This window comes from Streptomyces sp. NPDC000345 (assembly GCF_042898825.1).
GTDB lineage: Bacteria > Actinomycetota > Actinomycetes > Streptomycetales > Streptomycetaceae > Streptomyces.
This window is the reverse complement of record NZ_JBIAZE010000006.1, coordinates 330,348-356,037: the sequence shown is the minus strand read 5'-3', so window position 1 is coordinate 356,037 and position 25,690 is coordinate 330,348. Positions and strand designations below refer to the sequence as shown.

The window sequence follows — 25,690 nt, the reverse complement described above, 5'->3', positions numbered from 1 at the left end:
GCAAACAGTCGCTTCAGGCCATGTGACCAGCGGCGACAGGGGCACCCGTTGGCAATATGTTAGCGATCCGTTGGTCCAACCTGATGTGATCACATCATCGGAACCGGCCCGACGGTGCGCGCGTGTGAACGCGCAACTCGGGGGAGTGCCGCCGCCGCGGCCGGGTCCGGGGGGCGTGCCGGGCCCCGGTCGGCGGAGGTGAACGACCGGGGCTCGCGCCCTGTATCTACGCGTGTCGGCCGGACGGCAGACAGCCGGCCGGACGACAGGGAACGGCCGGACGACAGGGAACGGCCGGACGACAGGGAACGGCCGGACGACAGGGAACGGCCGGACGACGGACAGCCGGCCGGGGAACGGACAGCCGGTCAGATGACGGGTGGGCGGCCGAGTCGGGTCAGCCGCCATACGGTCCGCCATCGCATGGGCCGCCGGGGACCGGCCGGTCGCCGCACCCCCTCCGCGAACCCGCCGAACCAGGCCTTGAGCCCGCCGAGCGAGCGTGTGCGCAGCAGCGTGACGGCGATCCACACCCCGAGATGGACCGGGATGAGCGGCAGGGGCAGGTTGCGCCGGACCAGCCAGACGCGGTTGCGGGCGGTGACGCGGTAGTAGATGGCGTGCCGGGCGGGCGAGGTCTTGGGGTGCTGGAGCAGCAGCTCGGGCGCGTAGAGAATCTTCCAGCCGGCGTCGGTGGCGCGCCAGGCCAGGTCGGTCTCCTCGTGCGCGAAGAAGAACTCGGCGGGCCAGTCGCCGGTCTCGGCGAGCATGGCCATGCTGAGCGCGTGCCCGCCGCCGAGGAAGCCGGTGACGTACCCGCCCTCCATCGGGTCGGAGGCGCCGACGCGCGGCACGTGCCGGCGCTGGGTCTCGCCGGTCTCGTCGGCGATGCGGAAGCCGACGATGCCGAGGCGGGGGTCGGCGGCGTACAGATCCCGCACGCGGCGCAGCACGTCGGCGTCGACGAGCAGCCCGTCGTCGTCCAGTTCGACGACGACGTCGACGTCCCCGAACTCCCGCAGCCGGGCGAGGGCGACGTTGCGGCCGCCGGGGCAGCCGAGGTTCTCCTCGACGTCGATGGTGGTGACCTCGCCCGGCAGGGAGAGACGCTCGGCGAACTCGGGAAGCTCACAGCCGTTGCCGACGATCACGATGCGGGCGGGGGCCAGGTCCTGCTTGGCGACCGACTCCAGCAGGGCGTCGACCTCGGCGGGCCGGTTGCCCATGGTCACCACGGCGACGGCGATCCTCGGCTCCACCACGTCCCTCAACGCCCCTCACTCCGTCCGCCGACGGCGACACTCATCCGCGCTCCCGTCGCGCGACGCCCGTCGTTCACCAAGATGTTGCCCTAGATACGGAGGTTGCCCGAACACCGGTTCACTTTGGGCCGCTTTTACGGCGATTTTCCCGCCGCCGTACGAACTTCAGCCCCGACCAGTCCTCCCCCAGCGCCGCGACCTTCACATCGACGACACCGAGCGGGAGGAAGAGGTCGCGCAGGTCGTTCTCGGCGAGGTCGCTGACGTGGCCGGCGGCCTTGCGGGGCCAGGCGATCCAGAGCACGGCGGCGTCGGCGAGCTCGCGGACGAGGGTGGGGGTCTCGGCGGCGAGATCGGCGCGGGCGCGGTAGAAGGCGACGGTGATGTCGGCGCCGCGGGGACCGCCCGGGGCGACGTCGGTGTCCTCCGGCAGGTCGGGTACGGCCCACCCGGCCGGGGCGTGCAGCAGGCGCAGCCGGTGTCCCTGGCCCGGCTTGACGCCGAGCTTCCTGGCGAGGGGGGTGCCGGAGTGGCCGCCGCCGGTCGCGGAGGTGTCGCTCACGGTCCCACCGTAGCCTCGCATCCGACCGGCTCCCGTCCGGAGGAGACACCATGCCGTTCCGCTGCGCCGTACTCGACGACTTCCAGAACGTCGCCACGACCTACGCCGACTGGTCGGTGCCGGGTGAGGAGGTGGAGGTGGTGTCCTTCACCGAGCACTTCGGCGACGAGGGCGAGCTCGCGGCGGCCCTGGCCGGCTTCGACTGCGTGGTGACCCTGCGGGAACGGGTCGCCTTTCCGGCGTCACTGTTCGCCCGGCTGCCCCGGCTCCGGCTGCTGATCGCCTCCGGCATGCGCAACTCGGTGATCGACTACGCCGCGGCGCGGGCGAACGGCGTGACGGTGTGCGGTACGGAGAGCTCGTCGGCTCCGCCGGTGGAGCTGACGTGGGCACTGCTGCTGGGCCTGGCGAGGGGCCTGGTCCAGGAGAGCACCGCCCTGCGGGAGGGCGGGCCGTGGCAGTCCACGGTCGGCGCCGATCTGCACGGCCGCCGACTCGGACTGCTGGGCCTGGGAAAAATCGGCAGCCTGGTGGCGAGGGTGGGGTCGGCGTTCGGGATGGAGGTGAGCGCGTGGAGCCGGAACCTGCGGGCGGAGCGGGCGGAGGAGGTGGGCGTGCGGCTGGCCTCCTCGAAGGAGGAACTGCTGGCGGAGGCCGACTTCGTGTCGGTGCACCTGGCGTTGAGCGACCGTACGCGGGGACTGATCGGCGCCGCGGAACTGGCCCTGCTGAAGCCGACGGCGTATCTGATCAACACCTCGCGGGCGGCGATCGTGGACCAGGAGCCGCTGCTGGCGGCCCTGCGGGAGGGCCGCTTCGCGGGGGCGAGGGTGGACGTGTTCGACGTGGAGCCGCTGCCGGCGGATCACCCGATGCGAACAGCTCCCCGCCTGCTGGCGACCCCGCACCTGGGTTACGTCTCCCGGGCGAACTACGAGCGGTACTACGGGCAGGCGGCGGAGGCGGTCCGGGGGTATCTGGCGGGGACGCCGGTGCGGGTGCTGGGCTCCCTGTGACGGGGCGGCGAGATCCGTGAGCCGGCCCAGCACCCGCCCGGGTATCAGGGTTGTTCGCCCTCGAACAGCTCTTCAGCGGTGGTGGCGTGCACGGCGCGCTGGGACCAGGTGGTGAGCCGGTCGAGGTCGGTGCAGGAATCGACCCGGTCGCGGACCTGGTCGGGGACGTCGATGCCGCGCCAGCGCAGGATGTTCAGGGTCATCTCGGCAAGCGCCTGGATCCGGCCCTCCTCCCGGCCCTCCTCCCGGCCTTCTTCCCGTGCCTCCTCGGCGAACGGGTGCCGCCAGAAGTACTGCATCGCCGTCATCAGGTCCCTCCACATCTGCCGGGCCTGGGGGTCGGCCAGGCACGAGTCGACGAATTGAGCGAGGACCGCGGCGGTGTCGCGGTCCAGGGTCCGCAGGGCGGCTTCCAGCGACTCCAGTATCGCCGGAGCCTGGCGCCCGCGGCCGTGTGTCATGGCCGAGAGCACCGCAAGGGGTACGTCCCGTGCCGCCTCTCGCTCGTCCGTGATCAGCGGAACGTTGTCCGGCCCCAGCACGAAGGGCCACACCGTCATGGACGGCCGCTCCGGCACCCCGACGTGGATGGGCTCCGCCGCCCATCGAGCCGTGGCGCTGTTCTGGGTGACGACGATGAGGACGGGCTCGCACCGGTACTTCTCACGCAGGTAGCCGAGGTAGTACGGCCAACTGCCCCGCTTCCTGTCGTCCGGCTTTCCTTGCGACTCCACGACCAGGAGATACGTGCCCCTGTCGGTCTCGGCCCGCATCAGCGTGTCCACGCGGCGCTCGATGGGCTCGATCTCGGTGAGATCGACGTTCATGGCGGCGAAGTCGTGCGGCTCGGGAAAGGGGATGTGCAGCACCTGCTGGAGGGCTCGGGTGAGCAGTCCGGGGTCCTTCTGGAAGATGCGGTGCATCGCCTCGTGCGAGGAACTGACCATTTACGCGGCTCCCAACTCGCACCACACCAGCTTGCCCCGATGCCCGAACCGGGAGAGCGGCTGCCACCCCCACAGGTCCGAGCAGGCCCGTACGAGGGCGAAGCCGCGGCCGTTCTCGGCTTCGGCCCGGGCCTCGAACTCGCCCGGCGGCTCCGGCGGTTCGGGGTCGGCGTCCCAGGCTCCGATCTGCAGGACGCCGTTTTGGTGGCGCAGGCGCAGACAGGCCGGACCCTTGGTGTGCAGTACGGCGTTGGAGACCAGCTCGGAGGCGAGGAGCTCGGCGGTCTCGATGAGGCCGGTGAGGCCATGGAGGGTGAGGATCAGGCGGAGGGTGCGGCGGGAGACGGTGACGGCTCTGGGGTCGGTGGGAATGGAGAGGGAGTACTCCCAGGAGTCACAGTCGTTTTCAGGCATGGGTCGGCTCCAGTCGGCTGAGGCATCGGGGGCGGTGGCAGTGCCGCAGCCGTCGTGGCATGACGGCGCGGTGCGCTTCCGCTGAGTGAGGTTCGCGTCACCGACGGTAGGGGCCAACCTTGGCACGATGCAACTCGTTGGCCTAATCTGACCCGAACGAGTCAAGGAGGAAGTCGTGGGCCGCAGAACGCAGGTGACCGCACGTCAGGAAAGACTGGGCACCGAACTGCGGAAGCTGCGGGAGGCAGCGGGACTCAAAGGGCGTGAGGCCGCCGCCCTGTTGGGGACCGACGCGGGACGGCTGAGCCAGATCGAGTCCGGAGTCGCGGGCGTGAGCGAGGCGCGCGTGCGACAGCTCGCGGCTCACTACTCCTGTACGGACACGGAGTTGATCGAAGCACTGGTGACCGTGGCGACCGACCGGACGCGCGGCTGGTGGGAGGAGTATCGCGGCCGCCTGCCGACATCCTTCCTGGACCTCGCCGAGCTGGAGTACCACGCCACTCACCGGCGCGATGTCGAGTCCCTCAACGTTCCTGGGCTTCTGCAGACAGAGGCCTACGCCCACGCCGTGTTCTCGTATCGGGTTCCGGAACTCCCGCGAGCGGACACGGAACTGCGCGTGGAGCACCGACTACGCCGACGGACCATCATCGAGGGTTCGACCCCCACCCCGTACGAAGCGGTGATTCACGAGGCGGCACTACGCATCCGGGTGGACGACCGCGCCGCGGCACGCGCACAGCTCGCGCGCATCCTGGAACTGTCCGAGGCGGACCACGTCAGCGTACGTGTCATCCCTTTCGACCTCGACGGTTTCGCCGGAGCCTGGAGCACGATGATGTACGCGGGCGGCATTGTTCCCAAACTGGACACCGTCGTACGGGATGCGCCCCACGGCACGGCGTTCGTCGACTCCGAGGCCCAACTCGGCTCATTTCGAACGCTCTTCCGTAAGGTGGAGGCTGCGTCACTCGAACCCGGGCGTTCGCGTGATTTCATCCACCGACTGGCGAAGGAGCTGTGAGACGCGGCATGACCGGTCCCGACAACTGGCAGAAGTCGACCTTCTCAGGCGGCGGAGACGGCAACAACTGCCTCGAACTCGCCTCCACCCCCACCACCCTCCACCTCCGCGAATCCGAAGACCCCACCACCGTCCTCACCACCACCCCCACCGCCCTCGCGAACCTCCTGGCAGGGATACGCACAGGCGACAGCCGTCACTGAAGGCCGCGACGTGCGCACCTCCGTCAATGTCTACGCTGGCGGCGTGACATTGGTCTGGGTGACGGGCAACTCAGGAACTGGTAAGTCCACGGTCTGCGGGGTGTTGCGAGCGCGTGGCTACGTCGCGCTCGACGCCGACGAGGACGGCTTCTGCCGCTGGATCGACCGAGCCACGGGCGAGGTTGTCGTGGATCCTCCGGATCCGGTTCCTGGGGGCTGGCTCGATCGATACGGGTGGGCGATCGTCCGTGAGCGCGTCGAGACCCTCGTCGAGGAGTCTCGTTCCCGCATCGCGTTTTTGTGCGGGTCGGCGGAGAACGAGGCGGACGTCCGCGATCTCTTCGACCTCACCGTGTGCCTGGTGATCGACGAGGACACCCTCCGCCACCGGCTCGCGACCCGCACCACGAACACCTTCGGTCGACATCCCGAAGAGCTCGCGGCGGCCCTGAAGTGGAATCCTCGGATGCGAGCGATCCACGAAACCGGTGGCGCGACGGTCATCGATGCGTCCAAGCCGGTGACCGAGGTGGTGGACAACGTGATCGACGCAGTTCAGGGGCTGACAGGGTCCACCCCATGACGTCGATCGCGTCTGCGCGCCGGGGGCGCTCAGCGGCAGTCCCGGGTCCACCGCCGCGCCGCCCGGGCCCTTGCGCGGCAGGTATGACAGCAGCCCCAGCACCAGCCGCACACAACTCACGATGATCAACAGTGGCGGCGCGCTGCGGTGTCCCCCTGTCAGTCTCGGACGAGACAGAACGGGTGTCCGGCGGGATCCGCGAAGATGCGCCAACTCCGCTTTCCGTCACCCTCGTCGAGCAGCGTGGCGCCCCGTTTGAGGACCTCCTCCTGGGCCTGGTCCAGGTCCTTGACCCCCAGGTCGAGGTGGAACTGCTGGGGCCGGGCGGGATCCGGCCACCGCGGCGGCCGATGATCTTCCACCCGTTGGAAGGCCAGCACGAACCCACTGTCGGCGTGGAGTGTCGCCCAGCCGTCGTCGAGCGACCACCGCGGATCCGGCTGGTTCACCGCACCGCCGAGAAGCGACTGGTAGAACCGGGACAGCTCAACGACATCGGCACAGTCCAGCACCACACACTGCAGCTTGGCGATCACGAAGTCAGCGTCTCACGAGCGCCCGGTCGCCTGGGCGAACAGGCGCTCGCTGCCCTCTCGAATTCTCCCCGCAGCGGGCGCTGTGTCTCCGAGCCGGCTCAGAAGGTCCCAGAAGCCCGGAACTCGTGCACCGTCATGGGGAAGGAACTGGACAGGATTTCCGACCGGACTTCTCCGGCCAGCAGCCGGACGAGGAGTTCAGCACAACCGATCTCGAAGTGCTCCCACCAATCGCCCCTGGCCTCGTTCACCATCACAGTCCACTCATCGGGGTGACTCCCCGGGCGAACGAGCCAGTAGAGAAACTCCCCGTTGTCCGTCGAAGCCCAGGGAATGACCCGGGTGTCCGGCGCTTCCAGCTGAGCCGGCTTCGGCTCCCCGTCGTCCCACAACATCTCAAACGCTTCGTCACGTTCGGCGACGGACCGGAGCAAGTCGTAATGCCGGTTGGCACACCGGGGCTCGAGTAGCCACAGATAACCATCGAACCGACCACCACCGTAGGTGTCGATCAATGCTCGGTAGTCGCCCGGCAGCCCGACCCCGAGCGCGCGGACCATCTCGTCCCAGTCCGCGCGCCGTACAGCGCCTTCGGGCGGTGCCACCATGCGGGTCAGTCGCTCGACGTGTGCGTTCACGGTTTCGGCCTGTTCAGAATCGTCTGGAATATGTCCAGTCCTCCCGATCCGTTGGCGCGAATCGTCACGCCCAGCGGATACGGGTTCGCGGGACCGAGCCCAGGGGTATCGGCGTAGATCGGGGTGACACTGTACTGCACGGTCTGCCCCTCCTTTTCGACAGCTCTCCGCACCTGATTCTCGACTCGCCGCATGACCGGACTGTTGGCGTACTGATGCATGGTGACGAAGTTCCTCGGGTCCTTGTTCGACCCACCCAGCTGCGCCCCCCAGAGGTGCGCCCTGTTGTATCCCATCCCGCTTACCCAGCCGGCCGGGTCGACCGAGGGATCGGTCTTTCCACCGATGTTGGCTTGCGTGAGGGTGACGTGAACGCCAGTGGCACGGCCATGCTCGTCGAGGTCACCGTAGGGATCACAGTTGTGGACCAGGACCGGTGTGGCACCCGCCAGCGCGTAGTACGTGTGCAAGCTGCTGACGGTGAGGTTGTGAACGGTGGCGTCCAGCGCCGTCCAGCGGGCGACGGCAGTGACCTGGACCAGGGTGCCGGCGCCGGTCCGCAGCCACTCGCCCCGCCGGAGATGGGTCGCGTCGATCCACTCACCGAGCTCGGGGACCCAGAAAGGGTGACCCGCGGTCGCGGTGATCTGAGCCGTCTTCGAACCCTTCTTGCCGTCGGTGTCGATGGTGACCTTGACCAGGTGCTTGACGCCCTTGCCCTTGATCTCGGCGGTGACCGTTTCCACCCGGGTCTCATTCGTCTCCGGGTCGGTGGCCATCACCTTGTCGCCGGCCTTCACATCCTTGATCGCCTTGGTGGAACCATCAGCCATCAGAACCCGCGTCTCAGGCGTGAAGCTGTTGCACGTCTCGCCCGAGCCGCCATCGCCACCACCGCCCGAGTCCTCCTTGCCCGACCCGTTCCGAGACCCGCCGGACTTGTTCTCGGCCTTGCCGCCGCCCTTGGAGCCCTTGGACTGGGCCTGGGTGCGGGCCTTGACCTGGACCGGGTTGCCCCGGGCGCCCTTCGAGCCCGTCTGCGCCTTCTTCTTCACCGCCTCCGCGGCGCGTTTCGCGGCCTCACGAGCCTTGCGTTTCGCCTCGGCCGCAGCGGCTTCCGCCGCCTTCTTGGCCTTGATCAGCGCTGCCTTGGCCGCCTTGGCGGCCTTCATGCCGATCTCGGCCGCGCGCTTGGCCGCCTTGAACGCCTTGACCGCGCTCATGGTGCCCTTGAAGGCGCGCCACATCTTCTTGCCCTTGGAGAAGACGCTGGTCCACGGGATGGCGTCCATCAACAGGCTGCCGCAGGCCCACAGGTCGCCCTGGGTGAAGCAGCCGACGACGTCGTTCCAGCCGATGAACTCCTTGAACACGGCCCAGCCGGTCGCGAGGATCACATCGCCGATGGAGCGGTTCAGCGTCTTCTGGTACTCGGCGATCTTCGCGTCCAGCGCCGCGATCGACGCGTCGAAGCTGGAGGCCGAGGAGGTCAGGCCGGACGGGTCGGAGTGCGTCACCGGGTTGTTGTTGGCGTACGAGTAGCCGTTCGCCTGGAGCGGGTCGCTGTCGTCCAGGACCGGGTCCGCCGAGATGAAGCGGCCCGTGCCCGGGTCGTACTCGCGGGCGCCCATGTGGGTCAGACCCGTCTCCGAGTCGTCGTCACCCGTGTGGAACCCGGTGTGCGAGCGCGGGGAGAGGTTCGCGGCCCGGTCCTCGCCCCACGGGTCCCGCTTGGCGACCCGCACGGACATGCCGCCGTCGAGGCGGACCTCCGCGAGCGGGGTGCCGTTGAGGTCGGTCGCCTGGGCGAACAGGTGCTCGCTGACAGCGGCCGTGGTGGCGGAGCCCTCGCGGTAACGGGTCACCGACGGGCCGCCGACACCGGCGTAGGTGCGCTCGGCGTAGCGGACCTTGCCCGCCGTCGTCAGGGACACCTTCGTGTCCGGCAGGTTCAGCACCGCGCCCGCGCTGGTGCGCTCCAGCAGGCGGTTGCCCATCGCGTCGTAGACGTACGTCGTCTTCGAGGCGGGCTTCCACAGCTGGGTGGCCGCGGTCGACGCGCAGGTGGCCAGCGTGAGGTCCGTGCCGACCGTCGACGCCGGGGCCGACAGGCACAGGCCCGTCGAGACGTGCTTGATCTGACCGGTGCTCAGGGTCTGCCAGCGCTGCGCCGCCACCGCCTTGTCGCAGGCCTGGACCAGGACGGCCGAGCCGGCGGCGGTGCCGTTCGGCTGGGCGCACACCCCGCCCACGACCAGCTGGCCGATCGTGGCGTCCTCGACCGTGCCGTCGTTGTTGGTGTCGACGGCCTGGACGCGGAAGTTCTGCGCCTTGCTGCCGTTGCAGACGTAGATCTGGATGGCGGTGCCGGCGGTGGTGTTGGAGCCGGCCAGGTCGAGGCACAGGTCGCCCGTGCCCACCCAGGCCCCGGATCCGTCCGTGCCGAAGCCGGTCACGGACTCGACCTTGCCGTCCCAGGTCCAGGTCATGGTCTGGGCGGTGTCGCCGCCGGTGGAGCGGGTCTCCATCTCGCCGGCGGCGTCGTAGGTCTGGGTGGAGCGGGTGGTGACCGCGGCGCCGGCCGCCGTCGTGGACGACGTGGTGTACGAGGTCAGGGTGTGCGGCTGGTCGTTCTTGGCCGTGTCGCTGGTGCCGTAGAGGTAGTCGGTGACGACGTCGCCCTTGGTGTCGCGTGTCCCGGAGGTGAAGGTCGGGTCGGCCTTGTGGACGGTCTTCCTGGAGCGGTTGCCGAGGACGTCGTAGTCGTAGGACTGCCAGTAACCGTCGTTGTTGGAGGAGACGTTGACCGTGTTGTCGGAGTAGACCGGCTCGGCGGTGGTCTTGCCGGAGGCCACACAGGCGCCGCCGCCCGGCGTCGTCCACGCCTCCTTCAGCTGGCCGAGCACGTCGTACTTGAAGCACTGCTGGTCGGTGCTCGTGCCCATGCGGTCCGCGACCGACAGGACGTTGCCCGACGCGTCGTAGGAGTAGGAGCGCTTGCTGACCTCGCTGCCGGGCACGACCGCCGTGTCCGGGGTCGCGGCCTCCCGGACGAGCCTGCTGGTCAGCAGCTCACCGGTCGACTCGTTGAAGGTGTTCTCCTGCCACAGCCGGTGGCCCTGCTCTCCGATGGTGGAGCGCAGCACCTGGCCGTAGGGGGAGTAGGAGGCCTCGGAGGTGTACCAGTCCTTGCCGGAGACCGAGGTCGGCAGACCGGCCTCGTTGTAGCGGGTGATCACGTCCTCGGCGTCGAGACCGCCGGCCGCCGGGGTGGTGTAGGTCTCCAGCTGGCCGTCGTCGTTGTACTTGTACGTGTACTTGTACTGGGTGGCGAACCCGTCGGCGGTCAGGCCCGCGGTGGACCCCGGCGGCAGGGCCGTGGTCATGTCGGTCGGCTGGTAGTCGGCCGTGTAACCGCCGATGGTCGTGGTGTAGGCCTTGCCGTCGGTGTAGCGGGTCGCCGAGGAGAGCTGGCCCTTGCCGCCGCTCGCGCCGTCGTAGGCGTAGGTCTGCGCCAGGGTGGAGGTCGTGGAGCCCTTCGGGGTGACCTTGACCTGCTCCACGCGGTTCAGGCGCTCGTAGGTGTAGGAGACGGTCTGGCCGCGGGCGTCGGTCGCCTTGTCCACCCGCCCGTAGGCGTCGTAGTCGGTGTGCGTGGCCCCGGTGTCGGGGTCGGTGGTGTCGGTGACCCGGCCCAGCGCGTCGTACTTCCACGTCCGGGTGTTGCCGACGTCGTCGGTGCTGGTCACCATGTCGCCGCGCAGGTCGTACTCGTAGCTCGTGGTGATCGCGCCGGCCTCGGACAGCGAGGCGTCGCTGAAGGTGTCCTGGCGGGTGGTGCGGCCCAGCGCGTCCGTCCACACCCGGGAGGCGGGGGTGCCCTTGGGCTGGCGGACCACCGTGTAGTCCAGGCCGTACTCGTAGCGGGTGCGGCGGTCGGTGGTGGTCACCGTCTTGCCGGCGTTGGTGAACGACTCACCCGTCTGCGGGTAGGAGGTGTGCACCGGCGTGACCGTGAGCACACGGCCCAGGCCGTCGTAGGTGTACGAGGTCGCGTTCGGGACCAGGGACTCGGAGGCGGGGACGACCAGGTCGGTGCCCGGGTCGCCGTCCATGTAGTAGGCGTTGCGGGTGTAGCGCACCTGGCCGGCGCTGTTGTGGAGGGTGTCGGTGATCAGACGGCCGCCGCCGACCGCCGGGGTCTGCGTCTGACGCTCACGGCCCAGACCGTCGTAGATCGCGGTGGACACCTTGTACGTGCCGTCACCGGCCGCGTCCGACGGGTTGCCCGACAGCGACTCGGTGACGACGGACACCGGCTTCTTCAGGTCGATGTTGTAGGTGTAGCGGACCGTCGGGTCGTCGGTCGGGGACTGGGTGGCGTCCCAGGCGGCGACGGCGCGGCCCAGCGGGTCGTACTCGTACGTCTCGCTGCGGTTGTTGGCGTCCGTGGACTTGATGGTGACGCCGCGGCCGGGCTCCAGGACGGTGCTGTCGGTGTAGCCGGCGACCACGGCGCCGTCGACGACCTTGTTGCCGGTGACCGTGTCGATCTTGTAGACCTGACCGCTCGACGGCGTGTACGTCGTCGTGTTGTACACACCCGTGGGGTCGGTGACCTTCGTGACGCGGCCGGTGGAGTCGTACTCGGTGCGCGACTCGGGGTTGGCGGTCTCCCAGCCGGTGCCGGCCCCGGTCGGCGCCTCCGTCCTGGTCACCAGGCCCTTGCTGGGCGTGGCCGTGGACGAGGTCGCCCCGTCGTAGAACATGCGCGAGGCACTGACCAGGGTGGAGCCCGTGGAGCTGGACAGGTCGGTGGAGCAGGTGCTGGTGCCGGTGGTGGTGACGGTACGGGCGACCAGGCCGACCAGGTAGTTCGTACCCGAGGTGTTGTCGACGTACGAGGTCGCGGTGCACGACTCGTCGCCGGAGACGGCCGTGTCGCCGTACTCGCGGACCTTCGTCGGCAGACCGTACGTGGGGTCGTAGTCGGTCTCCGAGGTGACCGTGTGCAGCGTCAGCCCGTCCGCGGCCTTGCCCGAGGCCTTGGAGATGGTCGACGTCTTGCCGAGCGTCACGCGCTCGGAGACCACGTCCGGCCCGTCGGTGCGGTTGCGGGTGGCCAGACGGACCGGGGCGTCCGGGAAGTTGACGCTGCGGGCGACCCAGCCGGTGGCGGTGTCCGCGGACGCGTCGGGGTAGGTCAGCGACTCCGCGACCATGCCGGCGTACGCCTTGCGGTCGGTCGCCAGGGTCGCGCCGGTGACGTCGGTCGTCACGACGGACCGCTTGACGTCGTCGGACGCCTTCTCCGGGGTGTCGTCGGCGAGGACGTCGTCGTTCATGCCGCGGAAGTAGCGGGTGACCGACTTGGAGGCGACGCTGCCGCCCACCGCGTCCGTGGTGCCGGTGGTCGTGGTGACCAGCGGGAAGCCGCGGAAGTCGTCCCAGGTGCGCTTCTTGGGACGGGAGAACTCCGACTGGCTCTTGGCCCACAGCGCGCCGTCGACCGCGTCGTCGTCCGTCTCGTACGTGTACGTCGTCACGATGTCCTGCGCGTCGGCCAGACGCGGGAACTCGGTGATCTTGGAGACGACATACTTGTGGAACCAGGAGATCCGCTTGTCCTCCAGTTCCCCGTCGGCGTGCCAGTACGCCGGGTAGCAGAGGGAGTGGTTCTTGTCGATCGTGGGGCGGTCGGCGCCGGTGAGGCACTTGCCCTCGGGGGCCTTGTAGTCGACGTGGGTGCGGCCGCCGTACTCGGAGACGACGTCCTGGATGCGCAGCCGGGCGAACAGCGGGTTGGTGTCGGAGGAGCCGTTCCTGACCCGGTTGGGCAGGGCGGTCTCGTTGTGGCCGAAGGAGACCGGGTTCAGGCGGTCGGTGGAGCCGTCCACGGCGTAGCCGGTGCGGGTGATGGACTCCAGCCAGAGCGCGGTGTACTCACCGGTCAGGTTCCACGGGAAGGACTGCTTCAGACCCCAGGAGTCGACCTTCGACAGCAGCGTCGTGGTCGCCGAGTCGCCCTCCAGACCACAGGCGTTGCGCTGGCCGGTCTCGTTGCCGTCGGCGTCCGAGGTGTACTCGGTCAGCCTCACGCCCTGCTCGCGCTGGGTGCAGGCGTCGACCGAGGCGAGGCGCTTGCGCGACCAGAAGGTGGGTGCGTACGTCGTGCACTTCTTGCCGCTCGCGCAGGCGAGGTCGGCGGGGGTGTCGAACCAGGGCCGGGTCTGGTCGGACTGCTTGGAGTCGAAGTTGCTGTTCGAGCACGCCACGTTCAGGGCGGGGTCCTCGAAGCAACGCTCGCGGGCGGTGAACCTCACCCGGCCGAGCGGCTCTTCGGAGTAGAGGGTGGTGGCGCGCTGACCGTAGTCGATGTGGGAGAGCCAGCCGGCGCGGTCGTACTCGACCGCCTTGGCCTCCTTCATGTTGCGCGCGTAGGCGTTCTTCTCCTTCTCCCACCACAGCGACATCGCGTTGCCGGTGGTGTCCACGACGTAGTCGAGCTGGAAGCGCCAGCCCTGGTCGCAGAAGGAGTCCGCGAACTTGGTCTGGTAGCAGGGGTCGCTGTCGTGGTTGCCGGCGACCGGCACGTTCAGCACCGACTTGGTCTCGGACTTGCCGGACGACCAGCCCGGCAGGCGGTTGAGGCCGAAGTAGTACTGGGTGCCGTCGTCGGTGGTGACACGCCAGAACTCACCGTTGTTGTCACCGTTGTTGGAGCTGTGTCCGATGTCCGAGGTCTGTACGCCGAGGGCGTCGGCGATGACCTTCTTGTAGTCGGACTCGGTCAGCAGCTCGACCCGCATGTTCTCGCCGCGGGCGCCCTTCCACTCCTTGGTGGTGTCGTCGCGCACCAGCTCGGTGGTGGTCCCGTTGAGGGAGAGGACCGCGTTGTACGAACCCCAGCACTGGTCGCCGGTGAAGTGGTCCTTGTTGTTGGCGTCGGCGGTGTCGGCGGCGCAGCCCACGAAAGTACGGGTGATGGAGCCGGGGTTGTAGTCCCAGCCCTCACCGACCCAGGAGACCTGGTTGTTGGTGGAGGACGTACGCCCGTCCGAGGTCTGCGAGTTGTAGCTGAGCGTGACGTTGGGCGCCGGTCCTGCCGGGACCTGCGGGGTGGCCATCGTGTACGAGTAGGAGAAGGCGCCGGAGGAACCGCCCGCCGTCCAGGAGCCCGCCGAGACGATCGGGCTGGCGGAGAAGTCACCGCCGGCGCCCGCGCCGTAGGAGCTGCCGACGAGCAGGCCGCCGCCGGAGGAGTCCGCGATCTGCCGCACGGCGTCGGCCGCGCTGTCCGCGTGCCACACCGCCGAGCTCACCACGGAGTCGTTGCCGCTGCTCACCGCGCTGTTGGCGGTGGAGGCGGCGGCCGAGACCGCCTGCAGATCGGCGGTGTCCAGGGTGACGTTGACCAGAGTCTCGGGGACCTGGGCGGTGGTGTCGGTGGAGCCCACGACCTCGTCGCTCGCGCCGTCCTCGCCGGAGTCCGCCTCGGAGCCCGAGGAGTCGCCGGCGTCCAGCGGCACGGTGACGCTGTCGCCGGTGCGCTCGACGTCGGTGGTCACCGGGATCCCGGTGGAGCACTCCTCCAGGTCGGGCGTCGTCGTGTAGCAGGCCGGCATGAGGGTGAAGGAAAGCCGGTCGAGCCACTGGGCGCTGTAGGTCTCGGCGAGCTTGGTGGCGTCGATGGAGACGACCGCGTCACCGGTGGCGGTGTCGGGCGCGTCGACCGCGAGCATGAAACCCTGGGCACCGTCGGCCACGGCCTCGTCCTCGGAGGCGGCGGCCACGCTCCACTGGCCTTCGAGCGCGTCGACCTGCGCGGAGGTGGCACCGTCGGGGGCGCCGACGCCGATGCTCAGGGCACCGTCGGCCGACTTGGCGACCTCGGTCGTACCGCCCGCCGTCAGGTTGTCGACGGCCTTGGTGCCGGAAGCCGCGGGCACCTCGGCGACCGCCGCCGGGGCGTACTTCTGCTGAGGTTCGGTCGCGGCGGAGCCGGAGAGCTCCTCGAGTCTGTCGGTCAGGTCGTCGTCGGCCGGGACGGCGTCCGTCTCCTGCAGCTCGGCGAGGTCCACCGGGGTGCGCGGGTCGTCGGGGCCGAACGCCACGGCGCTGGGCAGCAGGGTGACGTTGAGGGCGAGGAACAGACCGGCGATGACACCGGCCCGAGTTCTGCGACGGACCAGGCGCTCACGCGGCGTTCTCGCCAGTGAGCCCCTTCCTGACCACGACAGCACCGTACGCACGGCCAAATCGACCCTTCCCCGTCACGAACCATCAGGAACGCTCGGACCGATGGCGCATGGTGATCAATGACTTACAGACTGAGCACGAAATAAAGACACCGTGAAGATCCACGTCAAGGTGTGCTGAATCTGTGTTAGCTATGTCACTGATCAAAGCAAGACAAAGAATGGCAAAAAATCACACCAGAAGTCTTCCAGGACTCGTTGCACGGACCTCGCCAACTTCGCCGTGAGGGAAGGGTGTTGATCTGGCCGGGAAGAGCTGTTCATACTCCAACCGCCCAATCCGACGCGTCGCGCGCTCGTCACGGCTTGTCACCAAGCCCGAGGGCACCCCGGAAGAGCCACGCCGCAGCGGCGCCGCCGCACCGCGGCCCAGCCTGTTGGAGAAGGGCCCTTGAGCGACCTCGACACCGCCACGGAACCAAGTCGCCCCGCCAGACGGCGCGTTCGACGCGCCCTGGCCGCCGCCGTCGCGCTGGCGGTGCTGGCCGGCGGCGCCGCGGCGCTCGCCCTGCGGGACGACGGCCCGGACACCGCCGACGCGGGGGCCGAGCGCGCCGCGAAGCCGGTCGACGAGGACAAGGCCCAGCTCCGGGCGCGCGAGAGCGGCAAGAAGGTCGAAGTCGCCACGCTCACCGACGAGTTCTCCACCACCTACGCCAACCCCGACGGAACGTTCACGTACACGGCGTCCGTCGCCCCCGTGCGGGCCAGGAACGCCAAGGGGGAATGGGCGAAGATCGACACCAGTCTGCGCCAGGACGACAAGGGCTGGCACACCGTCAACAGCCCCTACCCGGTGACGTTCTCGGCAGGCCGAAAGGGCGGCGGCACCGCCCGCAAGGCGGCGGCCGGCTCGTCCGGGACGGCCGTCCGGCCTGCGGTGTTCCGCACCGGCACGACCGGCGGAACGGCCCGGCAGGCCGCCGACGCGACCTCGTGGACCCCGCTGCTGACGATGACCGCCGAGGACCACGACATCCGCTTCGAGTGGCCCGGAACCCTGCCCGAGCCGGTCGTCGAGGACAACCGCGCCCTGTACGAGGGCGTCCTGCCCGGCGTCGACCTGATGCTCTCCGCACGGGACACCGGATTCACCCACGTCCTGGTCGTGCACACCCCCGAGGCCGCCGAGAAACTGGCCGCCGACCCGCCGCGCTACCGCGTCACCTCCGCCACGCTCTCCTTCACCCTCGACCCCGCCACCGACGTGCTGATGGCCAGGGACAGCGCGGGCGCCGAGATCGCCGTCTCGCCCACGCCGTTCCTGTGGGACTCCGCGGGCACCCACGACACGGACACCGCGGCGAGCGACACCCAGGCCGAGGCCGCGACCGGCACCAACGAGGACCCCGAGGTCGTGGAGGAGGCTCCCGCGCGCGACAACCCCGACGACATCCCGGCCGACGAGGTGCCGGGCGAGAACCCGGACACGCCCCGGACCACCGAGCCGGGCGCCGACCAGGCCGCCTACGGAGTGCCCGCCGCCGCGAGCGACACCCTCGCCCTGCCCGCCGTGAACGGCCCCGGCGAGGGCGCCCACGCGGCGAACGCCGCCGCCGCCTTCGAGGACGGCGTGCTCACCATCACCCCGCCGGGCGCCTACCTCGCGGACACCGAGGACCTGACCTACCCGCTGTTCCTCGACCCCTCCACGACCGGCATCCGCGCCAACTGGACCACGGTCTACAAGCGTTACCCGGGATCGAGCTTCTACGACGGCGCCAACTACAACGAGGACACCAAGGAAGCGCGCGTCGGCTTCGAGCGGGAGACCTGGGGCACGGCCCGCTCGTTCTTCCGCATGAAGCTGAAGAACTCCATCAAGGGCGCGGACGTCTCCAGCGCCACCCTGAAGGTCCTGGAGACCCACTCCTGGTCGTGCAGCAAGCGCACGGTCCAGCTGTGGCGCACCGGCGACTTCGGCTCCAAGACCACCTGGAACCGCCAGCCCGACTGGAAGCGGAAGATCACCTCCAAGTCCTTCGCCTACGGCTGGAAGTCCAACAGCTCCTGCCCCGACGCCTACGTCAACTTCACCGTCACCTCGCTCGCCCAGGACGCCGCGGACGACGGCCTGACCAGCTTCAACGTGGGTCTGGTGGCCTCGACTTCGTCCTCCGCGCCCACGGGTTCCTCCAGCAGCCTGGAGACGGACACGTACTCCTGGAAGAAGTTCAAGGCCGAGGGCGACGGCTCCCCGTCGCTGGCGATCACGTACAACCGGAAGCCGAACACGCCGACGTCCGTCACCATGAGCCCCGGCTCCTGCGACACCAGCGCCTCGCCGTACATCAAGGTCGGCAAGGCGGACACCATCACCATCAGCGCCAAGGCCACCGACCCGGACAGCGACCTGGCCAAGCTGGAGTTCGAGCTCTGGCAGACCGGCAAGTCCGACACCACGAAGAGGACCTTCACCAAGGCCGTGGACGACGGCGAGGTCGGCGGAATCTCCATCAGGTCGTACCTGTCCACCGGCATCACCTACTCCTGGCGGGTGCGCGGCTGGGACGCCAAGGTGAGCAGCGGCTGGGCACCCACCGGCGGTGACGGCGTCTGCCGCTTCACCTACGACACCGACCTGCCCGACTCCCCCGCCCCGGTCGTCTCGACCGACTTCCCCGGTGACGACGACGGCGACAGCGAGCCGGACGTCTGGTCCTCGAAGCCCTTCGGCAACAGCGGCAGCTTCACCTTCGCGGTCGGTTCGTCCTCCGAGACGGACATCGTGAAGTTCATCTGGTCCATCAACGCCACCGACTACGCCGGCTACGCCTGCGCCGGCGGCTCACAGGGCACCTCGGGCGGCCCCACCAAGTCCTGCACCACGGCCATCAAGACGGCCACCATCACCGGCATCAAGCCCCCGGCCGCAGGCCCCAACACCCTGTACGTCAAATCCGTCGACTCGGCGGGCAACGCCTCTCCCAACGCCCGCAAGTACTTCTTCTACGTCCAGCCGCGCTCGACCGCGGACGGCCCCGGTGACCTGAACGGGGACGGCGACGCCGACTTCGCCCATGTCACCGCCGCCGGAAACCTCTGGATCGACTCGGTGTCCCAGGACGGCGCATGGGTGTCCAGCGCCTTCGGCACCCACAACAAGGGCACGCTGATCAAGGACGGCGGCACCGCCCCGCACATCTGGGACGGTACGAGCACCTACGCCCTGGTCACCCACAACGGTGACTTCGCCCCCGGCGACGGCGTCACCGACTGGATGGTGCGCACCCCCGACGGCCGCCTGTTCCTCTACCCCGGCGACGGCTACGGCGCGATCGACGTCAGCAAGCGCATCGAGATCCGCCTGCCCGCCAACGCCCCCGCCCCCTCCACCTACTCGGAGATCAAGTCGGCGGGCGACATCACCGGTGACGGCCAGCCCGAGCTGTTCGTGGCCGGCGGGGCGGCCGGCAACGAGCTGTGGATCCTCAGCGGCTACAGCGGCGGCACCTTCAGCGAGGCCACCAAGATGACCTCCTCCGCCTGGGGCGACCAGGAGCGGGACTTCGTCGCCATCGCCGACTACAACGCGGACGGCGCGGCCGACATGACGTACCGCACCTCGGCCGGCAACCTCGTCCTGCGCAAGGGCATCCTCGACAGCGACGGGGAGGGCACGGTCCTCGCCAGCCTGGGCACGTCCGCGGCGAGCCTGGACGGCGACGACACCTACGCCTCCGGCACCTTCACCTACGCCGCCTACCCGCTGATCTACGGCACCCCCGACGCCACCGGCGACGGCGTGCCCGACATCTGGACGACCAACGCGGCCGGAGCCCTCCTCCTCTACGAGGGCCACGCCACCACCATCGGCTCCTCGACCACGCTGAGGTCCAGCGGCTGGGACACGGTCAAACGCCTGGGCTGACACCGGCCCTCCGGCAGGACACGACAAGTGCGGCCCCCCGTTCCGCGGAACGGGGGGCCGCGCCGGCTTCTGCTACGGCCGGGGAGGGCGACTTCTCGTGCGGCAGGTCCGCCGCCACCCCTCTTGGAGCCGCTATTCATCACCCTCGTCATCGCCCCTCTCCACGACACGGCCCACCGACTCGGCTGGTCCGACTGGGCGACGGCGCCATCAGGAGCGATCACGCACCAGCCATGACCGGCGACAGGCCGCCCACCGTGCGACATCGCGATCTCGCTCGTCGGAGCTTCCGGTGACGGGGGAAGGCCGCGTGTGAAATGGAGGAGACGGGCGAGGGCGTTGCGACGACGGTGCCCTGTCAGGAGGCTTCGTTCCGGCAGGGGAGGCGAGGCGCGATGATCTCCGGGTGGGATCACGGCTTCACAGATCAGGGAGTCTGGCTGATGGTCAGTGTGAGTAGGGAAACCGCGGAACAGACAGAGCAGCGGCTCCGCCGTGTGATCGCCCAGGCCGACCTCGTCGTGCACGACGGCGTCTGGTGTTTTGAAGAGTCCCCGGCCGACCAGCCGCCGGCACTCACCGGCGAGACACTGGCGGTGGTTCGGGACCGGGAGAGTTGGAGCCGCCTGGTCCCGCTCACCCAGGAGAGTGACGGCGTCGAACGCTTCGGAGTCTTCTCCTTCCACTTCGCCGATCAGGCGGACAACAGCGGTTTCGTCGGCTGGCTGGCCACCCACCTCAAGGTTGAGCTGGGGACCGGCGTATTCGTCGTCTGCGGCAGCAACCGCGCCCGCGGCGGCATCTACGACTACTGGGGCTGTCCCATCGACTTGCTGGATCAGGCCATCGCTGTCATCAAGACCCTACGAATCAGCTGACCTGCATGGGCAGGCACCGATCCATCCACTGAACGGCGCCCCACCACCGTGACCCACGACCGGCATCGTGCCGCACGAACGCCAAGTCACGTGAGACAACCTCTAAGCCTTGATCGGTGCGGCCGACCTGGCGGCCTGCTCGATCTTCGCGCAATAGGCTGCACGGGCTTCCTCGTCGATCTGCTTCTCGTATTCGGCGCGCACCCCGGTCCGGCCGTCGAGGCCCTCGCGCAGGATATCGGCGTGCCCGGTATGCCGGATGGACTCGCCGAGGACATGGACCATGACGGCGAACAGGTTCGTGTTGGAGTAAGGCTCCGGCCACCACGGCACGTGGCCGGGGGCGTCGAGGAGAAGCTCGTTGATCGTCGCGTCCGAGTGTTCCCACGTGCGCCGGTAGAACGCGATGATCTGATCGCGGGTCTCGTCCGCGGTCGCCCACAGGTCGTTGCCGTCGTAGTCCTGCCAACGGGACAGCGGTTCCGGGGAAGGACGGTCGAAGACCTCGCCGAAGTACCTGGCCTCAACGGTGGCCACGTGTTTGACCAGGCCGAGGAGGTTGGTCCCGGTCGCTGTCAGAGGTCGGCGGGCGTCGTATTCGGACAAGCCGTCGAGTTTCCAGAGCAGCGCCTTGCGGTCCCGCCGCAGTCTCCCGTGCAGGTTGTCTTTCGCGAATTCATCGATCATGCGGCATGAGCCTGCCATGGGCTACTCGTGGTCTCAAGATCCCGTACGTGGTCCGCAACGACGGCAGAGCCGAGGTCTGGCCTGGCCGCCGCCCTGAGCTGCTACAAGAAGCTCGCGAAACTTGCCACGTGAGACAACCTCTCAAATATCCACCCCCTCAGCGTTCATTCATTTGCACTGCCACCCTGAGCGGGAATCCAGGAAGTGCGATTCGCTCGATTTCTTCCGATTGAAAAGTAAGAGTGGATTCGTTTCCGAAGAATCCACACAGGCTGACGGTCACCTCGCATCCCTGTTCAGCCAGTTGCCCGAGCTCGGCCCGCTTCCACTCCGCAACAGAAAGGATGCTGTCCAGCTGTTCGGAAAGTCCCGGCTAGTGCGCGCATCAACATCATCCCGCCCACCGAAGCCACAGCTCGACACGCCACCGCACTCGCCTCACCAGCCCCGCGACGTCTGATCGCCTCCATCACGTTTCCGGAACAGGGAATCTGCGAACTGCAGTGCCCATCCAGGAAGTCATGAACGTTTCTTCTGGTCAGCCGGTCGTTCTCTGATCACACATGACAGTGAATCGCCGGTGAATCCTGTAACCGCCCGCTACAGAGCGTGGTTTCCCCAGGTGCTCATCAGGAGATCACCAGAAGGGGACTGCCTTGGTCATGCAGCACATCGCACGCTTCACCGCAGCTCTGGCCGCCGCAGGAGCACTCGTCCTCACTACGCCGACCGGTGCGCAAGCCGGCGCGATCGGGTCGACTCCCGTGCGCACCTTTGAGTACAACGTGGGCGGAGTGACGATGAAGATTCCGACCGGCTGCATGTTCACACACATCATCCGAGGGAGCGGCAGGAAGATCACATACCAGAACGCCGGAGTCGACTGTGCTTTCGTCGGAGCGATGAGCAGCGGTTTCTGCAACTGGCGTATCGACTTCACCTACGCCGACACCAACAACCGGTCCTACCGCACATCGCGTGGCGTGACGCACAGCGAATGCAAGATCGATCCGATGCGGAACAACTCTCCCCAGACACTGACTCGTTATGGCAAGGCGTGCGCCCACCTCCACGTCAACGGAGTGCGGCGCGTGAGTCAGTGTCACCACATCACGAAGTGAGTTGTTCATGATCGAGCGGCAAAAGGACCCGAATCCGGGCCAGGGGTTGAAAGCACGGCGACGCCAGGCCGGGATCGCCGCGTTCCTCGTGGGCCTCGTAGCCTCGTTCGCCTTCTTCGCCTTCTTCCCCGGACTGCCACATGTCATTGACTGGGGAGCGATTCTCGTGTCCTTCACCATGGGCGGACTTGCCCGATGGGGCTGCCAGTCCTGGATCACGAGAACGGCGAAGGAGAAGGCCGAACGCATGTGATCGCCTCGGTGGAGCCAAGCATGAGGCTCCACCGAGCCCCTCCGACGCGCTGTTCGGCGCGGCGGCTCGCCCGCTGTCACCGCCAGCCGGCCGTCGTCCATACGTCTGTTTCCGTGGCCCGATCCACCCGCGAACCCCGGACCCGCGCATTCCGTCGCCGTAGACCAGTAGCCGTGCTCTCGCGCGGACCAGACAGCACGAGCAACAAAAAAACCCCAGGTCAGAAGCCCGACCTGGGGTTGAGATGGAGCCGCCTTCGGGATTCGAACCCGAGACCTACGCATTACGAGTGCGTTGCTCTGGCCATCTGAGCTAAGGCGGCGCGCTGTCCGCACCATGGTGCGATCAGCAACGTCGGTAAGTCTACACAGTTTCCGGGGGTGCTCCGTACCACCCCCGGAGGGCGCCGCTCCGGGGGTGGGGCGGGGCTAGGAGCAGCGCTTCTTCGCCGCCGGGGGCGTTCCGTGGAGGAGGTAGGCGTTGATCGTGGAGTCGATGCAGCTGCTGCCGCGGCCGTAGGCGGTGTGGCCGTCGCCGACGTAGGTGAGGAGGCGGGCGGAGGCGAGCTGGCGGCTCAGGGAGCGGGCCCAGCGGTACGGGGTGGCCGGGTCGCGGGTGGTGCCGACGACGACGATCGGGGCGGCGCCCTTCGCCTCGATGCGGTGCGGCTCGCCGGCGGGCTTCACCGGCCAGTACGCGCAGTTCAGCGCGGCCCAGGCGAGGCCCTCGCCGAAGACCGGGGACGCCTTCTCGAAGGACGGGAGGGACTTCTCCACCTGCTCGGGCCTGGCGAAGGCGGGCGGGAGGTCCAGGCAGTTCACGGCCGCGTTGGCCGACATCAGGTTCGCGTAGCGGCCGTCGGGATCGCGCTCGTAGTAGCTGTCGGACAGGGCGAGCAGTCCTGCGCCGTCCTTGTCCTTGATCGCCGCGGTCAGCGCCTCGCGCAGTTGCTCCCAGGTGCTCTCGTCGTACATCGCGGCGATCACGCCGGTCGTGGCGAGCGCCTCGCCCAGCTTGCGGCCGTCGGCGTCGCCGGTGGGGATCGGGTGCTGGTCCAGCCTGGTGAAGAAGGCCTTGAGGCGGGGCCCGACCTCGTTCACCTTGTTCCCCAGGGGGCAGTCCCGCCGCCGTACGCAGTCCTTCGCGAAGGACCGGAACGCCGTCTCGAAGCCCCCCGTCTGCTCCAGGTTCAGCCGGCGGGCGGACAGCGACGGGTCCAGCGCGCCGTCCAGGACCAGCCGGCCCACCCGCTTCGGGAACAGACCCGCGTACGTCGCCCCGAGCAGCGTCCCGTACGACGCCCCCACGTACGACAGCCGCCGGTCCCCGAGCACCGCCCGCAGGATGTCCATGTCACGGGCCGCCTCGACGGTGGACACATGGCGGAGCAGCTTGGGCGTGTGCGCACCGCAGGCCTCCGCGAACTCCTTGAAGGTGTCGACGAGTTCGCCCGTCTCACGCCGGTCGTCGGGGGTCGTGTCGGTCTGCGTGTACGCGTCCATGGCACGGCCGTCGAGGCATTCCACGGGTTCGCTGCGCGCCACGCCCCGCGGGTCGACGGCGACCATGTCGTACCGGGCGCGGACCTGTGCCGGGTAGCCGACACCGGCGTAGGCCTGGAGGTAGCCGACCGCCGAGGCGCCCGGCCCGCCCGGGTTCACCAGGAGCGACCCGAGCCGCTTGCCCGGCCCCGTCGCCTTCTTGCGGGAGACGGCGAGCCGGACGTCACCGGCGTCCGGGTGGGCGTAGTCCAGCGGCGCCTTCAGCGTGGCGCATTCGAAGCCGGGGACACCGCAGGAGCGCCAGGTCAGCTTCTGCCCGTAGTACGGCGCCAGCGCCGACGGGGTCGCCTTCGGCAGCGCGGCCAGTTCCGCCTGCGCCGCCGAGCCGGGGGAACTCGTCGCGCTCCCGGAGGAGCAGGCGGAGAGGGCCAGCAGTGCGGCGAGGGGGAGGGCGAGGGCGCGGAGGGCGACGCGGGGTCGGGGCCTGCTGGGGAAGGGCCTGGTGTACATCCAGCGAGCCTAACTCTGAGCTACGGGACGAGTGCCGTCCGTGTGCGAACAGCCACGGATGAGCTACACCGTCAACCCCAGGGCGACGCTCACCCGCTCTCCTGCGTCTGCCCCATTGCCGGCCCGGCAGCCCTGCCTCCGGGCGCCCGTCAGCCCGCTCTCAGCGCCATCGTCATCGCCTCCACCGCCAGCAGGGGAGCCACATTGCGGTCGAGGGCCTCTCTGCACGCGCCGATGGCCTCGATGCGCCGCAGGGTGGTCTCCGGGCTGCTGCCGCGGGCGAGGCGCTCCAGGGTGTCCTCGGCGTCGGCGTTGGCGATCGCGACACGGGAGCCGAGCTGGAGGGCGAGGACGTCGCGGTAGAAAGCCGTGAGGTCGGTGAGCGCGAGGTCGAGGCTGTCGCGCTGTGTGCGGGTGCGGCGGCGCTTCTGCTTGTCCTCCAGGTCCTTCATCACCCCGGCCGTGCCGCGTGGCATCCGGCCGCCCTGGGCCGCGCCCAGCGCCGCCTTCAGCTCCTCGGTCTCCTTGCCGTCCCGCTCCTCGGCGAGCACCTTGGCGTCCTCCGCCGCCGCGTCCACCAGCTCCTGGGCCGCCTTCAGACAGCCGCCGATGTCGTCGATCCGGAGGGGCAGCTTGAGGACCGCGGCGCGCCGCTCACGGGCGGCCGGGTCGGTGGCCAGGCGGCGGGCCCGGTCGACGTGTCCCTGCGTGGCCCGGGCGGCGGCCGCCGCGACGGCGGGTTCGATGCCCTCGCGCCGTACCAGCATGTCGGCGACGGCGTCGACGGACGGCGTGCGCAGGTTCAGGTGGCGGCAGCGGGAGCGGATGGTGGGCAGCACGTCCTCCAGGGAGGGCGCGCACAGCAGCCAGACCGTCCGCGGGGCGGGCTCCTCGACGGCTTTCAGGACGGCGTTGGCTGACTTCTCGTTCAGCCGCTCGGCGTCCTCGACGAGGATGACCTGCCAGCGGCCCGTGGCCGGCGAGGTGTACGACTTGCGGACCGTGTCGCGCATGTCCTCGGCGAGGATCTGGGTGCCCACGGCGGCGACGGTGGTGACGTCGGCGTGGGTGCCGATGAGCGCCGTGTGGCAGCCGTCGCAGAAGCCGCAGCCGGGGGCGCCGCCGAGCGCCCGGTCCGGGCTCACGCACTGCAGCGCGGCGGCGAACGCCCGCGCCACCTGGGTGCGGCCCGCGCCGGGCGGGCCCGTGAACAGCCAGGCGTGGGTCATCTTCGACGCCTCGGGCGGCGGGGCGTCGGACGTGGCCGCGGTGACGAGCGCGTCGGCGTCCCGAGCGGCAGCGGCCAGCTGCTCACTCACCTTCTCCTGCCCGACGAGGTCGTCCCACACGGTCATGGGTCACGCCGCCCTTCCGTCACGTTGCGCGCTGCCGGTTCCATTGTGCGGGCCCCCACTGACAACG

18 protein-coding genes and 1 tRNA gene are annotated in these 25,690 nt (G+C 69.2%); 8 read left to right on the top strand and 11 right to left on the bottom strand.

Annotated elements, in window-relative coordinates; all coding sequences use genetic code 11:
- Positions 1-368 precede the first annotated feature (368 nt).
- Both ACFY30_RS17440 and ACFY30_RS17435 read right to left on the bottom strand, forming a co-directional pair.
- Entirely contained in the window at positions 369-1,262 is an 894-nt protein-coding gene (locus ACFY30_RS17440) for a glycosyltransferase family 2 protein (protein ID WP_390846128.1), read from the bottom strand.
- 118 nt (positions 1,263-1,380) lie between these two features.
- The gene (locus ACFY30_RS17435) at positions 1,381-1,824 is read right to left on the bottom strand and encodes a DUF3052 domain-containing protein (protein WP_390846036.1); all 444 of its coding nucleotides are present in this window, start codon (positions 1,822-1,824) and stop codon (positions 1,381-1,383) included.
- A 50-nt stretch (positions 1,825-1,874) separates the two neighbouring features.
- On the opposite strand from ACFY30_RS17435, the gene ACFY30_RS17430 reads away from it, so the two are divergent.
- Positions 1,875-2,840 (top strand): D-2-hydroxyacid dehydrogenase family protein, encoded by a 966-nt coding sequence (locus ACFY30_RS17430; RefSeq protein ID WP_390846035.1) that lies wholly within the window; start codon positions 1,875-1,877, stop codon positions 2,838-2,840.
- Between the two features lie 44 nt (positions 2,841-2,884).
- Here the strand turns inward: ACFY30_RS17430 and ACFY30_RS17425 are convergent, their stop codons facing one another.
- Positions 2,885-3,787: a hypothetical protein gene (locus ACFY30_RS17425; RefSeq protein ID WP_390846034.1), complete on the bottom strand. Its 903-nt coding sequence runs from the start codon at positions 3,785-3,787 to the stop codon at positions 2,885-2,887.
- Positions 3,788-4,201, bottom strand: coding sequence for an ATP-binding protein (locus tag ACFY30_RS17420; protein WP_390846033.1), 414 nt, complete (start codon positions 4,199-4,201; stop codon positions 3,788-3,790).
- Between the two features lie 175 nt (positions 4,202-4,376).
- Between ACFY30_RS17420 and ACFY30_RS17415 the strand changes: the two genes are divergently transcribed.
- From ACFY30_RS17415 to ACFY30_RS17405, 3 genes are read left to right on the top strand one after another with little or no spacing between them, the layout of a single operon-like run.
- Entirely contained in the window at positions 4,377-5,228 is an 852-nt protein-coding gene (locus tag ACFY30_RS17415; RefSeq protein ID WP_390846032.1) for a helix-turn-helix domain-containing protein, read from the top strand.
- An 8-nt stretch (positions 5,229-5,236) separates the two neighbouring features.
- The gene (locus ACFY30_RS17410; protein WP_390846031.1) at positions 5,237-5,431 is read left to right on the top strand and encodes a DUF397 domain-containing protein; all 195 of its coding nucleotides are present in this window, start codon (positions 5,237-5,239) and stop codon (positions 5,429-5,431) included.
- Between the two features lie 10 nt (positions 5,432-5,441).
- Positions 5,442-6,014: an AAA family ATPase gene (locus ACFY30_RS17405; protein ID WP_390846030.1), complete on the top strand. Its 573-nt coding sequence runs from the start codon at positions 5,442-5,444 to the stop codon at positions 6,012-6,014.
- A 158-nt stretch (positions 6,015-6,172) separates the two neighbouring features.
- Here the strand turns inward: ACFY30_RS17405 and ACFY30_RS17400 are convergent, their stop codons facing one another.
- From ACFY30_RS17400 to ACFY30_RS17390, 3 genes are all read right to left on the bottom strand, one after another.
- Positions 6,173-6,550 (bottom strand): VOC family protein, encoded by a 378-nt coding sequence (locus tag ACFY30_RS17400; RefSeq protein WP_390846029.1) that lies wholly within the window; start codon positions 6,548-6,550, stop codon positions 6,173-6,175.
- 98 nt (positions 6,551-6,648) lie between these two features.
- On the bottom strand, positions 6,649-7,188 hold the full coding sequence (locus tag ACFY30_RS17395) for an SMI1/KNR4 family protein (protein ID WP_390846028.1): 540 nt from the start codon (positions 7,186-7,188) through the stop codon (positions 6,649-6,651).
- Positions 7,185-15,440 (bottom strand): DNA/RNA non-specific endonuclease, encoded by an 8,256-nt coding sequence (locus ACFY30_RS17390; protein ID WP_390846127.1) that lies wholly within the window; start codon positions 15,438-15,440, stop codon positions 7,185-7,187. Before ACFY30_RS17390 ends, ACFY30_RS17395 begins: the two co-directional genes overlap by 4 nt.
- A gap of 397 nt (positions 15,441-15,837) precedes the next feature.
- On the opposite strand from ACFY30_RS17390, the gene ACFY30_RS17385 reads away from it, so the two are divergent.
- Both ACFY30_RS17385 and ACFY30_RS17380 read left to right on the top strand, forming a co-directional pair.
- On the top strand, positions 15,838-19,317 hold the full coding sequence (locus tag ACFY30_RS17385) for a DNRLRE domain-containing protein (protein WP_390846027.1): 3,480 nt from the start codon (positions 15,838-15,840) through the stop codon (positions 19,315-19,317).
- 317 nt (positions 19,318-19,634) lie between these two features.
- Positions 19,635-20,195 carry a DUF6196 family protein gene (locus ACFY30_RS17380; RefSeq protein ID WP_390846026.1) on the top strand — a complete coding sequence of 187 codons (561 nt, stop codon included), beginning with the start codon at positions 19,635-19,637 and terminating at the stop codon, positions 20,193-20,195.
- A 102-nt stretch (positions 20,196-20,297) separates the two neighbouring features.
- Here the strand turns inward: ACFY30_RS17380 and ACFY30_RS17375 are convergent, their stop codons facing one another.
- Positions 20,298-20,882: a DinB family protein gene (locus ACFY30_RS17375; RefSeq protein WP_390846025.1), complete on the bottom strand. Its 585-nt coding sequence runs from the start codon at positions 20,880-20,882 to the stop codon at positions 20,298-20,300.
- Between the two features lie 662 nt (positions 20,883-21,544).
- On the opposite strand from ACFY30_RS17375, the gene ACFY30_RS17370 reads away from it, so the two are divergent.
- Both ACFY30_RS17370 and ACFY30_RS17365 read left to right on the top strand, forming a co-directional pair.
- Positions 21,545-22,003 (top strand): hypothetical protein, encoded by a 459-nt coding sequence (locus tag ACFY30_RS17370; RefSeq protein WP_390846024.1) that lies wholly within the window; start codon positions 21,545-21,547, stop codon positions 22,001-22,003.
- Positions 22,004-22,010: 7 nt separating this feature from the next.
- Complete coding sequence (locus ACFY30_RS17365) at positions 22,011-22,256, top strand: hypothetical protein (protein ID WP_390846023.1); 246 nt, start codon at positions 22,011-22,013, stop codon at positions 22,254-22,256.
- A 245-nt stretch (positions 22,257-22,501) separates the two neighbouring features.
- On the opposite strand, the gene ACFY30_RS17360 is transcribed toward ACFY30_RS17365, so the two are convergent.
- The 3 genes from ACFY30_RS17360 to ACFY30_RS17350 form a co-directional block, all read right to left on the bottom strand.
- Positions 22,502-22,578 (bottom strand) — tRNA-Thr (locus ACFY30_RS17360).
- Between the two features lie 106 nt (positions 22,579-22,684).
- Positions 22,685-24,268, bottom strand: coding sequence for an alpha/beta hydrolase (locus ACFY30_RS17355; RefSeq protein ID WP_390846022.1), 1,584 nt, complete (start codon positions 24,266-24,268; stop codon positions 22,685-22,687).
- 149 nt (positions 24,269-24,417) lie between these two features.
- Positions 24,418-25,623 carry a DNA polymerase III subunit delta' gene (locus ACFY30_RS17350; RefSeq protein WP_390846021.1) on the bottom strand — a complete coding sequence of 402 codons (1,206 nt, stop codon included), beginning with the start codon at positions 25,621-25,623 and terminating at the stop codon, positions 24,418-24,420.
- Between the last annotated feature and the right edge of the window lie 67 nt (positions 25,624-25,690).